11 protein-coding genes are annotated in these 13184 nt (G+C 54.8%); 7 read left to right on the forward strand and 4 right to left on the reverse strand.

Annotated elements, in window-relative coordinates; all coding sequences use genetic code 11:
* Positions 1–7: 7 nt before the first annotated feature.
* Entirely contained in the window at positions 8–1849 is a 1842-nt protein-coding gene (locus ACZCED_RS18025) for an iron-containing alcohol dehydrogenase (RefSeq protein WP_464861354.1), read from the forward strand.
* A gap of 158 nt (positions 1850–2007) precedes the next feature.
* Here the strand turns inward: ACZCED_RS18025 and ACZCED_RS18030 are convergent, their stop codons facing one another.
* The 3 genes from ACZCED_RS18030 to ACZCED_RS18040 form a co-directional block, all read right to left on the reverse strand.
* Positions 2008–2838 carry a patatin-like phospholipase family protein gene (locus ACZCED_RS18030; RefSeq protein ID WP_464861355.1) on the reverse strand — a complete coding sequence of 277 codons (831 nt, stop codon included), beginning with the start codon at positions 2836–2838 and terminating at the stop codon, positions 2008–2010.
* A 20-nt stretch (positions 2839–2858) separates the two neighbouring features.
* Entirely contained in the window at positions 2859–3503 is a 645-nt protein-coding gene (locus ACZCED_RS18035) for an FFLEELY motif protein (RefSeq protein ID WP_464861356.1), read from the reverse strand.
* A 181-nt stretch (positions 3504–3684) separates the two neighbouring features.
* Positions 3685–4299 (reverse strand): polyhydroxyalkanoate synthesis regulator DNA-binding domain-containing protein, encoded by a 615-nt coding sequence (locus tag ACZCED_RS18040; protein ID WP_464861357.1) that lies wholly within the window; start codon positions 4297–4299, stop codon positions 3685–3687.
* Between the two features lie 238 nt (positions 4300–4537).
* Between ACZCED_RS18040 and ACZCED_RS18045 the strand changes: the two genes are divergently transcribed.
* From ACZCED_RS18045 to ACZCED_RS18070, 6 genes are all read left to right on the forward strand, one after another.
* Positions 4538–5203, forward strand: coding sequence for a hypothetical protein (locus tag ACZCED_RS18045; protein ID WP_464861352.1), 666 nt, complete (start codon positions 4538–4540; stop codon positions 5201–5203).
* A 52-nt stretch (positions 5204–5255) separates the two neighbouring features.
* Positions 5256–5687, forward strand: coding sequence for a polyhydroxyalkanoate synthesis regulator DNA-binding domain-containing protein (locus ACZCED_RS18050; protein ID WP_462969208.1), 432 nt, complete (start codon positions 5256–5258; stop codon positions 5685–5687).
* Between the two features lie 284 nt (positions 5688–5971).
* Entirely contained in the window at positions 5972–6190 is a 219-nt protein-coding gene (locus ACZCED_RS18055; RefSeq protein WP_464861358.1) for a ferredoxin, read from the forward strand.
* 59 nt (positions 6191–6249) lie between these two features.
* Positions 6250–8316 (forward strand): hypothetical protein, encoded by a 2067-nt coding sequence (locus tag ACZCED_RS18060; protein WP_462969206.1) that lies wholly within the window; start codon positions 6250–6252, stop codon positions 8314–8316.
* Positions 8317–8327: 11 nt separating this feature from the next.
* A complete protein-coding gene (locus tag ACZCED_RS18065; RefSeq protein WP_462969205.1) occupies positions 8328–10385 on the forward strand; it encodes a hypothetical protein in 2058 nt (685 codons plus the stop codon).
* A gap of 42 nt (positions 10386–10427) precedes the next feature.
* The gene (locus ACZCED_RS18070; RefSeq protein ID WP_464861359.1) at positions 10428–12170 is read left to right on the forward strand and encodes an alpha/beta hydrolase; all 1743 of its coding nucleotides are present in this window, start codon (positions 10428–10430) and stop codon (positions 12168–12170) included.
* Between the two features lie 723 nt (positions 12171–12893).
* Here the strand turns inward: ACZCED_RS18070 and ACZCED_RS18075 are convergent.
* Positions 12894–13184: MoaD/ThiS family protein (locus ACZCED_RS18075; RefSeq protein WP_464861360.1), on the reverse strand; the 291-nt coding region annotated here is incomplete at its 5' end.

Here is a 13184-nt window from a genome sequence, read left to right on the forward strand (position 1 = left end):
AACCGACATGCTTCCAGACTATTTCGAATTTTCGCTTCCGACAAAATTGGTCTACGGTATCGATATTTTGGCCAGCCTTGGCGAAACGGTCAAACCGTTTGGAAAACGCAAAGCGATCCTGGTGACCGATGAAATCCTGGTCAACACCGGCCTGGTCGATAAAGTCAAAAACGGATTCAAAGGGACATCCATCAAGATTGCGGCGACCTTTGACCAGGTGCCGCCTAATTCCACGATCGATACAGTTGAAAAATGTGCCGCCCTGTCAACAACGAAGGGCTGCGATATGTTTATTGCCGTCGGGGGGGGCAGCGTGATCGATACCGCCAAGGTGGCCAATCTCTTGGCAGTCAAAGGGGGCAGACTTCAGGATCACATGGGCGCCTATCTTCTCGGCAGCGGTGAGACCCTCCTGCCGGCCATCGTCGTGCCGACAACCGCCGGAACCGGGTCGGAGGTCACCAAGGTGGCTGTGATCGCCGATCCGCAAAACGATGTCAAGCTGCCCTTTGCCGAAGCTCAGTTTTTGCCGGACTTGGCCATTCTGGATCCCACCATGACGGCCTCCATGCCGGGAAAACTGACAGCCATGACTGGTATGGACGCCCTTACCCATGCCATTGAGGCCTATGTCGACAAGGAGTGGTCGCCGGCGTCAGACGCCCTGGCGCTTCACGCGATCACCCTTATCTCAGGAAACATCCTGCAAGCCTGCGCCAAACCCGACGACCTGCAAGCGCGGGGCGCCATGCAGGTGGGCAGTTTTTTAGCAGGCGTCGCTTTTTCCCACTCCATGGTCGGGATGGTGCACGGCATTGCCCATGCCCTCGGCGGCGTTTATCACATCCCCCATGGCTTGGCCAACGCCCTCATCCTGCCGGAAGTCATGGCCTACAATCTTGAGGCCCGGGTCGACCGTTACGCGGATATCGCCGTCGCCATGGGGATTTCCTTCCCCCAGGTGGTGAACCAGAGCCGAAGCCTGTTGAACTCGTCACGACTCGACGTCTTCTCCAAACTCGCCAACCTGTCCGCGGTTGATTCACTCAAGGAGCTCGTTGCGACTACTTCTCACCAAGCCCGCAACAAACTCGCCACGGCAATCGGCAACTTCAGGTTTATCGACACATGGGTTCGCGGGCAGGCCGCCCAGGCGGCCGTGGAGAAGATCAGATGTCTCAATCAGCAGCTGTCCTATCTGACCAAGATGCCCCTGAATTTGAAAGACGCAGGCATTTCCGACAACCTGGCAAGGCTCGATCAGGTCGCGACGGTCGCCATGGAGGACGGCGCCATGCTCTACAACCCGGTTGAACCGGAACGCGGGGCGGTTATTGAAATTATCAAGCGGGCCTACCACGCCAAACCGACGCCGCTACCTGTGTCGAAGGCGGATTTGCGACCCCTGGCCACCGTGCGATCCGGCAAACCGGTGACCCAGGTTTTCAAGGACGCCAAGATGCTCTATGAGATTTTGGTGGAGTTCTATGAAATGTTGAAGAATACCCCCGAGATCGGACCCAAGCTGGCTCAGAGCAACCTGTGCGTCCAATTCAGGTATCAAAAGCCATCGGCGGTGATCACCATCGATGCCACCGGCGACGATTTGAAGATCGTCAAAGGCGAGTTCGATGGAACACCGGAGGTGGTCTTGACCATGAATGCCGATTTCGCCCATGCCTTCTGGCACGGCAAGGCCAATCTGGTTAGTGCACTGACCCGACGGCAGGTGAAGGCCAAGGGCAATGTCCCCAAGACCATCAAGCTGCTTCCGATACTCAAACCAAGCTATGCGCTCTATCCGAAATTCCTGGCAGATAAGGGATTGCGTCATCTGGTGATGAATTAACAGCTATTTTAACCGTTTAAGGCTGTTGAAAAACGTGATGAGCGCAGGCAAGACAAGGCAAAATTCGGCGAGAAAGCGCAGTTTATGATTGATAAATGAGCATTTGGAGCCGAATTTTAACGACGTATGGCCAAGCGCAATGGTTTTTCAACAGTCTGTTAGCCCAGTTGGCGACGGGCGTTGCGATAGCCTTCATCGATCAGCCGGTTTACCTGGCGGGTAGAAAAGTTGAGCAGGGACGCAAAACCCAGCATCTGGGACGGTGCGACCACCGAGATTCTTGGTTGCGGGCTGGATGTTGAGCCTTCGATTCCATTGAAAAACGGCATGGTGGTCTGGTACGAGCCGATCAAAAAGTGCTCAAAAACCAGTTCCAACCCTTCCCGAAGGGATGACGGCGGCGGCAGGAGCCGATGTCCGACCGGTGACAACAGGACCACGATAATCTCCTCCACCTTCCTTTCCAGGGCGATGAACAGGGGTGAATTGGCCATTACCCCTCCGTCCCAGTGGAGTTCACCGCGAATGGGCTGCCAGGGAAACAGGATGGGCATCGCACTGGAGGCCATCAGATGATCGATCCCGATGACGGCTTGGTTGTAAAGGTGGAGGCGTCCGGTCGACAGGTGAACGGCGCTGATGATGATTTCAATCGGGCTTTGTCGCAGGGCCCTTATATTCAGGTTGCGGACCAGCATGGCACGCAGGGGGGTTGTGTCCAGCACCGACTTCAAGGGTTTTCCGCGCAGCACCGACCTTAAAAATGGGAGGGGCTTGATCCGGTAAACCTCAGATCGGTTATGGGTTCTCCACAGTTCGGCGAGGCGATCGACCGACATGCCCGAACCGATAGCCGCGGCGTTGATAGCGCCAATGGAGGTGCCGCAAATCAGGTCCGGGGTCCAGTTGATTTCCTGCAGGAATTTCCACACACCGACCTGAAATGCACCCCGCGCCCCGCCCCCGGAGAGAATCAATGCTTTTTTCATTGGGTTGACTTTATCGCCGCTCAACTCGACGGGCTGGCCTTGGTCCAAATCTCATCATGCCAGGCGTGTTCACGCGTGTCGACGGTTTCGATGAAATAGTCGATATCGTCGATGGCTCGGAATCCCTCGTAGCCCTCATAGACGAAGTCTATGATTTTACCCATGCCGATGAGATGAGCAGCGGTTCGAACCGTGTTGAGGGAGGCGGCCACGATCCATTTCTTGCTCAATTTATAAAAGACCTGGGTCACTTCCGCACCCAAGCCGATCTGGTAGATCCTCTGGTCGTAGTTGTCAAGGCTGCGATACACCGCTTGATACTGTTCCATGTCCATATCTTCGCCGATACCCATGGCCATCATCTGTTCGACCATGCGGTCATCGAGAAGGTCCGTCAACTCGTGCAATTCGATCACCTTGCTGACGGCCGAGATAATGCCTGAATAGATTTTGCCTCTCAACAATTTGTGCAGTTTTTTAATGCTCGTATCGCGAAATGAGAAATCTTCGGGTGCGTAAAGCTTTTCGAAGAAGAAGTGGCCAATTTTTTCATATTCAGGATCATCCATCAGATCCTTGTATGTTCGACCCAGACGCGCGGATTGAAACTTCTGAAGCGCCCGCTTCAGGCGGACGAATTTCTCATGTTCGGTCTCTCGGTCCATCCGATGGTTTCCTTGTCCCCTTTTCCGGTAAACATGAGCCCATTGTCAATCGGCGCATCGGTTTGATGCGCATAGCAACCGGTTATAACGCATTGCGTTGTGTTTTGGCAGCAATGCCCGATTATGTCAAGCTGATTTTCCTCAGTCGGGCGAAAACCGGTCGGCAGGATATAGCCGGCCGTCAGGCGGATTTTTTACGGGCGGCGGCCTTTTTCGGGCGCGGCTTTTTTTTAGGTGCTGCCTTTGCCTTTTCGAGTTGCTTCACTTTTTTTGAAAGGGCATCCACCTTTGCAGTGAGCGCTGCCAGATGATCGTTCGTGGCCAGGTTCATGGTTTGCAGAACCTCTCCGACCCGTTTGTCGATGCTATCGCTGATCCAGCCCTTGAGGGAGTCGGTATACCCGATGATTTCCTTTTTCAACTTGCCGGCCTCGGCGATGGACAACTCCTTGTTTTTTACCAGGCGGTTGACGAATTGGCTGACTTCATCTTCCGCCATGTTGAATGCGCCCTGCCACAGCGACACGTACTTCTTCGCATAGTCGGTCAATGTGCCGCCGCCCTTGCGCAGCAACTGCATCAGCAGCTGGGAGGACACTGCCTTGTCTTTTTCCTTGTTGTCTCTTCCTATAAGCTGGGAAACAATGGCCGCTGTGATATCTTCGCCGGTGCGGTTGTCGATTACCATTACTTCCTCGCCCTGTTTGATCAGCTCCGAGAGCTGAACCATGGAGATGTAGCGCTTGTCATCCGTATCGTACATTTTGCGGTTGGCGTACTTTTTTATCACATGCATGCTCATATCCCCTTGGGTTGGTCGTTTAACGGGCGCCATTAGTTGAGGCGATCTGCCATCTTTCCAAGCTTTCTCGAGTTTGTCAATTTCAGATTAGTTAAAAAAATGCTTGACAATCATAACGCACTGCATCATATTGGCGGGTATAACGCAATGCGTTATCACGGGCAGCGGTCCAGCGGGCTGCAAGCAACAGGCAGCCCACCACCAAATGGATAGAAAAACAAGGAGATTGACCATGGCACAGGTAAAGACCAAAAAAGGCAGCAAGAAAAAGAGCACGGCCAAGCCCCGCTTTTACGTGGTCGACACGGCGGTGAAAGCCCGCCGCCGGGTGAGCGACAAGCTGGAAGATTACAGTGAGGCCTATATTTACCGTCCGATCAAAAGCGGCAGGGCGTGGGTGGCGGATTTGAAGAAGGCGCCGCGCCGGACGCTCGAAGGGTTGCTGGAAGACGGCAAGGCGATGATCACGGACCTGAACGAAGAGACCCGTTCGACGGTGGGCGGTATGATCAAGGATGGCAAGGCGTTTTTGACCAAAGCCGGCCAGGCCCCCCGTCAGACCCTCGGTGGCGTCTTGGACGACGGCCGGTCGCTGATCGACGACCTGCGCGACGACGCCCGCAGCCGCATGGCGGATTTGAAGGCGGATGCCCGTTCCCTGATCGAGGGGGTCGGCAAGGATGCGCGCCTGGCCGTGGATGAGGTGGTTGCCGGCGGCCGGCAGGCGCTGGACAAGGTGCCGGGCAAGCGGAAGATGGAGAAAGAGGTGAGGATGCGGATCCGTAAGCTTCCGGCCCGGCTCAACCTGCCCAGCAAGAAGGATATCGATGGACTGTCGCGTCGGGTCGGCGCCCTCAACAAAAAGGTCGACGCGCTCCAGCGCGCGGTCGCCGCCTGAAATCGGCATTCTATACAACCCAGATCTCTACAAACGCAATAAGGAGCGGATTATGCGGACCATCAAAACGTACGCCAACGGTCGATTCTACGACACCCTCAACAAAAGGTACATGAGCAAGGATCAACTGGCGGCCTTGATCAATAAAAAGGAAGCGGTCAAGATTATCATGCACCAGACCGGCAGCGATGTGACCCAATCTGTGTTGAAGCAGATGACCGCCGTGATGAAGCCTAAAAAAGAGTCCATGCTCAATATAGACCACCTCAGAAAATGGGTTTCCGACCAGGTCGACCGGCGAATTGAAAAAGCCATCGAGTTGATCAACCTGCCCACTAAGGGCCAGGTAAACCGTCTGGCGGCTGAAATTGAAAGACTCGCCAAACAGGTTGACGGGCTGCAGAAACGCCTGGTCGAAACAAAATTGCCTGTGGAACCGCCCCAAACGGTCCGGGCAGAGACGATCAGCGAGCAGACTATCTAAAGGCCATTGCTTTTTTTGCCCCATCGGATATGCTGAACAAGAACCGTCAGCGACGGTTTTGACCAAAGGCAGATCGTGTTGCATCGCTTTCCATGCTCCCGCCTTGCGGCCCTTGCGGGCTGCAAGGCCGGTGGGAGGGTGACCGCGGAGCCGATTCCCGTTGCAGTTCAACCCCTTGCCCGCGGGCCCCTTTCGGGCCGAGATCCCCTCAAGCGGTCCGGGCGTGCCTCAAGCGGACAATCGGAATCCATAACCTTGCACCACCTATTTCCCGGCCAATGAATATGGGTGCCTTTCCAGAAGACCGACCAGGCAGGTTTCATGTCGACCACCGGTGTATCGGTTGCTGCATCTGTTCGGCCATCTCCCCCCGTAACTTTCGGTCCGATCACGAACGCGGATTGGACTATGTCTACAAACAGCCCGTCGGTCCAGAAGAAGAACGATTGTGTGCCGAGGCCATGGACATCTGCCCTGTGGACGCCATCCATCGGTGCGCTTAAACACCCGGTGGCTCGATAAGGCGCAATCGAAAAACGATATGCCACGTCAGGAGGAAACCGTGAAACAAGTGGTCAGCATCAGTTTGGGATCCAGCCAAAAGGACTATGCGTTCAATACCGAATTCCTGGGGCAGGAATTTACCATCAGGCGCCTGGGGACCGATGGCGATCTTGAAAAAGCTGCCGAACTGCTGCTGCGGATGGACAAAGAGGCTGACGCCATCGGGCTCGGTCAAATCAAGTATCCTTATGGGATCGGCCCACGCTACTTGAACAAAACCAAACAGCATAAAATCAGGGACCTGGGCGCTCAGGTGCAAACACCGGTGACCATCGGCAGTGCCTTGCGGGATGTCTCCTTCGAGTGGGCACTGCGCTACATCGAATATAAATTCGGCAACTATTTCAGCAATGCCCGGGTGCTGTTCTTTTCCGGCATGTACAGTTACCGGATTGCCAAGGTCATGTCCGAGTTCACGGACAACTTGACCTTTGCCGACCCGATCCTGGAAAACGGCATTCCCAAATTTATCAACGCCCTCGACGATTTAAAGGCATACGCTCATTCGGCCCACGAAGTGCTGCAATGGGTACCCAGCCAGCGGTTGACCGATTCAGTCATGCCGATCAAGGCGTGGAATGACTATATCCTTCGCAAAGCCATGCAGAAAGCCTCTATCCTCGTCGTTCCCAACTACGGATTCGACAACTACCTGGAGAAGGCCACCCTCGAGGAGTTGGGCGGCAAGACGATCATCTCATCAACCGTGGATGATGATCGGGTGGCCTTTTTGAAAGAGCGCGGCGTGGATGTCATTATCGACACGACGCCTAAAATCCTCGAGCGCGTGGTGGCGCCGAACGTATTGGAAGCCCTGATTCTAGCCGCGCTGGGACGCAAGCGCGATCAGGTGCGTGCGGATGATCTGCTGGAACTCATCAGCGCCCAGAAAATGGATCCACGGGTGGTCTATCCGTCGGGCAGCCCCAAACGCGTCAACCGGTTTGCATTTGTGATCCATCCGCTCTCCAAGGAGTTCCTCAAAAAAGACAAGTCCGTCGAAATGTTGGCCAACTTCACCCCTCCGGCGTTTCTGGATGCAGTCGAAAAAGTGATCGCCTACGCTCCTCCTTGGGTTTATTCCCGTGTGACCGGCATCAAGTCGCCGACCGGCGTGGAAGCAGAAGGTTGGTTGCTGACGGTTGGCGGCACGCCCAAGCAGATGCTGGCCCATGACCCGGAATTTACCTATTCGCGGTTGCTGCAGGCCGCACGCATGGCCAAACGCATGGGTGCTCAGATCATGGGACTGGGCGCCTTTACCAAGGTGGTGGGCGATGCCGGCGTAACGGTGGCCAAGAAAGCCAATATCCCCATTACCACGGGCAACAGCTACAGCGCCTCCGGTGCGCTCTGGGCCGCCGCAGACGCGGTTCGCCGCATGGGGTTGATCAAGATCGAAAAAGGACGACGCATCAATGCCAAAACCATGGTGCTGGGAGCGACCGGGGCCATTGGGTCGGTCTGTTGCCGTCTGCTGGCCAAGGCCTTCGGCGAAATTTATCTGGTCGGCAGAAATACCGCCAAGCTGCTGGCAATGAAAGAATCGATCCTCCGGGAGGACCCGGATGTACAACTGATCGTGACGACCCGTCCCGACAAATATCTGGCCGACATGGATGTGATCGTCACAGCCACGTCGGGCGCGGGTAAAAAGGTTCTGGATATCACCCAAGTCAAGCCGGGCTGCGTCATCACGGATGTGGCGCGCCCCCTGGACCTTTCCCCGGAAGACGTGGCCAAGCGCCCGGACGTACTGGTGATCGAATCGGGAGAGATTGAACTGCCCGGCAGCCCGGAGATGAAAAATATCGGTCTTCCCGACAAAGTGGTCTATGCATGCCTGGCCGAAACGATCGTTTTGGCCCTGGAGGGTCGCTTCGAAGTGTTTACGATCGGCCGGGACATCGAATGGGAAAAGGTGAAGGAGATATATAAACTCGGTCTGAAGCACGGCATGAAGCTGGCCGCCATTTCCGGCGTCAACGGTGTATTTACGGATGATGATATCGCCCGTGTGAAAAAGCTCGCCCTGGAAGCCAGAAATCAACCCATCGCCAGTTAGCGGAGGTTCATGTGAAGCATATCATCCAAATCAGTTTAGGGCCCAGTTTAGACGACAACGAATTCGAAACCGAATTTTTAAACCAACCGTTTTACGTCCAGCGCCTGGGAACCGACGGGGATGTGGAGAGAGCCAACGACCTGCTGCTGAAGTGGAATAAAAAGGCCGATGCCATCGCCTTGGGCGGTATTCGATCCGCCCGATCCATGGTCACGAAAAGCGCTTTGAACCAGGAGGTGACTCGGCTCCTGGACCTCGGTTCCAAACTGGAGACCCCCGTGACATCCGGCGACATGCTCCGGCTGGTCGGCCACGAATGGTCATTGCGCCATATCCAGTTCAAGTTCGGCGGCAACTATTTCAACAACGCCCGCGTACTTTTTTTTTCCGGGAGATCGAGCCGCACCATCGCAAAGGTAATGGCGGAATACAGCGACAACCTGACCTTTGCCGATGCCATGATCGAAAACGGGATCCCCAAGTTAATCGACGGATTGGTGGACCTGAAACGCTACAGCGGTCGCCTTCGGGATGTGCTGGACTGGGTCCCTGGAAAAAGTGTGATCACGGACAGCGAACCGGTGCGTTCGATGATCGACCATATGGTGCGACAGGCGGTTCAGAAATCTCATGTTCTGGTTGTTCCTCATCACAGTTTTTTCAAATACCTGGACCCTTACACCATCGAGGACCTGCATGCCAAAACGGTGATCACGTCCACGGTGTATGACGACCGGATCGATTACCTGAAAGACAAGGGCGTCGACGTGATCATCGATACCACGCCGAAGCTGTTGAGCAATGTCGTTGGCGTGAGCGTTCTGGAAGCGATGCTGCGGGTCGCCTTCGACATCCCCAAGGGTGAAGGCAGCGACGACGAACTGCTCGAGATCATCAGCAACATGCAGATGGAACCGCGCATCATCTACCCTTCCGGGAAACCCAAACGGGTCAACCGGTTCGCCTATGTGATCCATCCGCCGAGCCAGGAATATCTCAAGAAACTCAAACCCATCGAGGTGTTGTCGGACCTGGCCCCGGGTATGATGGACACGATTGAAAAAATCATGGCTTACTCGCCGCCGTTTGTCTACTCCACGGTCAACGGCATTCGATCGGAAACCGGTGTGGAGGCCGAAGGCTGGCTGATTGCCCTTGGCGTGACCCCGGAGCAGATGCAGGCCCACGGACCCGATTTTACCACCAAACGGATCTTGGAGGCGGCCAGGATCGCCAAGAAGATGGGTGCCCAGGTGATGGGAATCGGCCTGCTGCCGAAGGCAATGAAAGACACCAGTCTGGAAGTGGCCAAGCATGCCGTGCTGCCGATCACCACGGGCAACAGCTATTTCGCCTCTTCGGCACTGTGGGCGGGGGCCGAGGCCGTTCGCAAGATGGGGATGACCAAGTTTAAAAACGGGAAACTGTTGCGCGCCAAAACCATGGTCATCGGTGCCACCGGGGCGGTGGGGGTGATTTGTTCACACTTGCTGGCCAAAGCTTTTGAGGAGGTTCACCTGGTCGGCCGCAACATCGCCAAGCTGTTGGCCCTGCAGGAGTCGATTTTAGAGGAAGTCTCCACGGTAAAGCTGCACGTCTCCACCCGGGCGGACAGGAAGCTGAGCGACATGGACATGATCGTGGCCACCAGTTCCGGCGCACGGGACGTGCTGGACATCATGCAGGTCAAGCCCGGCTGCGTGATTACCGATATCAACCTGCCGAGTATTTTCACCAAGGAAAGGGTCGCCAAACGGCCCGATGTGCTGGTGATCCGCGGTGGGGAGATCCGGCTGCCTGGCGATCATGTGGAGATGAGGGATATCGGACTTCCGCCCGGCGTCGTCTACGCGGGACTCGCCGAAACGATCACCCTTGCCTTGGAAGGGCGGTTTGAGGTATTCACGGTGGGTGCTTCGCCCCAGTGGGACAAGGTTCGCGAAATCTATCGACTGGGTCTCAAGCACGGCATGCAACTGGCGGCCATTTCCGGTGTCGATGGGATCTACAGCGAAGAAGAGATCGCCAGGGTCAAGGAACTGGCCATCAAGGAGCGCAAAAGGGCATGATTTTCAAGACGTGGCTAATTCTGAACAGGAGCGCGATCGAGCATGATCTTCAAGACGTGGCGGAATTTGAGCAGCAGCGTGGTGCGATTTTGCGTGAATGACGGTCCGGCCCAGGTGATCAACGGGTGCTACAACGCTTACAGCATGATTTATCGCGGACAGCTCAGTCTCGGGCTACCGGTTTCCAAGGCACTCATCGTCAGCCAGGAGGAGATCAGGAACAGTGCGGTTCAAAAACTTGCATTGGTCCTCTTTCACATCTACCTTTCGGCAACCCGCCAGCAAATCCCGAGGCCGCGTATCAAGCGTGTCATCTCCGACGCGCTTAAAAAGGGGCGTCTTCGGCTGACCGAAAACGCCATCTTCCTGACCGAAGCGCAATTGACCGACCTGTCGCTGAAACGCTTCGGCATCCCGGAACCGGATATGGGCAAGATCCTGGAGATTGCCCGCCGCCGCCGCATCCTGATCGAGTGGCTGCGCACCGAGCCCGGACCGATCTACTTTGAAAGCGAGATCGAAGAGAAAGAGCACAACGGACGCGGCGATTACGAAACCGTTTACTACCGGAACTATACGGACGAAGGCAAAGAGATCGGGTTCCGCCGCATGGTCAGCATCGAAGGTGTCACCGCCGGCGACAACCGGCCGGCCGTGGTGCTGATACCCGGCTTCGCCAACAACAGCAACTGTTTCAACATCAGCGACCGCTACTCCCTGGCCAAGGATATGGCCGACAACGACCAGTGGGTCTACCTGTTCGACCCGCGGGGTGTGGGCGTCAACCAGGGCCGTTTCGATCCCCTTTACACCGTGGACACCATGATCGATTATGACCTGTCCACCCTTGTGCGTTTCATCCATAAACGCAGCTGCGGCAAGCCGTCGGTTCTGGTCGGCCACAGCATGGGTGGGCTGGTCGCCGAGAACATGGTGCTCAACTGGGCGCTGGCCAGCCGGCTGCCGGAAATCGACCATCTCGAGCCCCAACAGAAAGAAGTGCTGGACCAGGTGCTGCCCTCGGCGACGGCGGCGGACTCCTACCTGAAGATGGTGCGCGGCATTGTCTCTTTGGGGTCACCCAAATTTTTTCACAAACAATCCCACGTCTTTTTCCCGACCTCCCTGTGGCTGAATCACCTGTCCCGGACCTTTCGCTTCCGGCAGGTCCCGGTCAAGGAAATCTCCAGGATTCTCACCGAGCTTCCGGTCCTCAAGCAGATCACTCGCCTGATCGCCAATCACAATGTGGGCGATTTGAACTTTTTGATCTCACCGGAAAACCACAGGGACGATAAGTACTTTGTCGAGCGCTACCTGAAAACGGCTACCGAGTCCATCCCTTTGGGACTCGGATTCCAGTGCCTGAAGGCCATCTACAACGGTAAGGGATTCAAGCGCATGGACGGCAGCCGGTTGAACTACTCCGACTGTCTGCCCTGGTTTCCGGAAGACATTCCCGTGTTTCATTTCTGGGGCACCCGTGACAACCTCGTCCCACTGGAAAACCTGCGCTATCGTAAATTTTATCCCCATCAGATCAAAAAGATCTATCACCTGAACGCGACCAGCGATCTCGACAGGATCGATATCACCGCGGAGCGCAGCCAACTGATCGACTTTGTCATCGAAGGCGCCAACCATTTGGATCTGTTGTACGGGAAACTGGCCGATGAGATCGTGACCCCGCTGCTGATGCGGATCATCGAAAAGGTCTGGGGGAATTGGTCTTACGATGGTTCAGGCGCGCACCCGGCTGAAAACCTCAAAGCGGTTGCATCTTGAATCGTTGCACAAGTTAACCGTTTTTTCCCGAAAATCGTCATGCCACAATTGGCTTTACCGCACAGCGGATTGCAATTTCAGCCTAAAAGTAGTGAATAGCGCCCAAGAAGACACCAGACAAAAACCGGACACCCCGGGCATCCTAAATCACGCCATCGTTTGCGGTGTTGAACGGCGCAATATCGTCAATGGGTACCTTTTAGGAATCAGGGTCGCCGGCTAAATGCATGCCAGACTAAAGATGAAATTGTAAAATAAATGCTTTCGAAAGATGCCTGAAACAAGTGTGATTCAAGATCATAAGTGCAGCGTTTTCTATATCTTAATTATCGTTAAAATCTAAAAAGACACAGAAAACCTGACAACTTCTCAGAAAAAGATCTACTTCACTATACAACTCTTGATTGTATTATCTGTAATTTGGCGTTCCTTGGGATAATCTCAATTAACCCCAACTCGGCTGATTGACGCCAAGTAGAACAGTTACGACATGTAATCCCAACCAAATCGGCGATCCAACCGACCACAACATATAGATGATGCGTTAACTTGTTTAAAAATCGATGTATTGGCAAGCAAATATGGAATTTTTGCACGGGTAAATAGTTTGAGTTCTTGTGATCTATTCTGCACTCGTGCGCTTTATGATATTTTCTCACTTAAATTGAGTCCAGCTATTCAAAAACACCCGATCGAAAGGTCTTAAGATAGTTCATGCAGAAATTATCCGCCGGATATGGGCGGTAATAATACCAGTGTATCCCCTGCTTCGAACCGGGCATTTTTTTCGGACCGTCGTCCGTTGATCAAGGAGACATGTCCCTCCTCAGGAATATCGAGCATCCCATGAACATCTCCAAGTGTGGCCCCCGGTGCGAGCGTCAGCTCAAATTTGCTATGATTTCCGGGGGCATACCTTTTAAGATCACCATATAATTGGACGAAGATTTGCATCTTGTCGTTAAGCCAGCCCAAGCCGGTCAAGCACCTAATTTCAGGGCAGGGCGTTGTCTG

The organism is Desulfosarcina sp. (assembly GCF_055467485.1).

What these genes read in the sequence shown, in the direction of transcription:
- ACZCED_RS18070 (WP_464861359.1), top strand. Translation starts at nt 10,428, where the DNA reads ATGATCTTCAAGACGTGGCGGAATTTGAGCAGCAGCGTGGTGCGATTT.
- ACZCED_RS18035 (WP_464861356.1), bottom strand. Translation starts at nt 3,503, where the DNA reads ATGGACCGAGAGACCGAACATGAGAAATTCGTCCGCCTGAAGCGGGCG.
- ACZCED_RS18055 (WP_464861358.1), top strand. Translation starts at nt 5,972, where the DNA reads ATGGGTGCCTTTCCAGAAGACCGACCAGGCAGGTTTCATGTCGACCAC.
- ACZCED_RS18045 (WP_464861352.1), top strand. Translation starts at nt 4,538, where the DNA reads ATGGCACAGGTAAAGACCAAAAAAGGCAGCAAGAAAAAGAGCACGGCC.
- ACZCED_RS18025 (WP_464861354.1), top strand. Translation starts at nt 8, where the DNA reads ATGCTTCCAGACTATTTCGAATTTTCGCTTCCGACAAAATTGGTCTAC.
- ACZCED_RS18050 (WP_462969208.1), top strand. Translation starts at nt 5,256, where the DNA reads ATGCGGACCATCAAAACGTACGCCAACGGTCGATTCTACGACACCCTC.
- ACZCED_RS18030 (WP_464861355.1), bottom strand. Translation starts at nt 2,838, where the DNA reads ATGAAAAAAGCATTGATTCTCTCCGGGGGCGGGGCGCGGGGTGCATTT.
- ACZCED_RS18040 (WP_464861357.1), bottom strand. Translation starts at nt 4,299, where the DNA reads ATGCATGTGATAAAAAAGTACGCCAACCGCAAAATGTACGATACGGAT.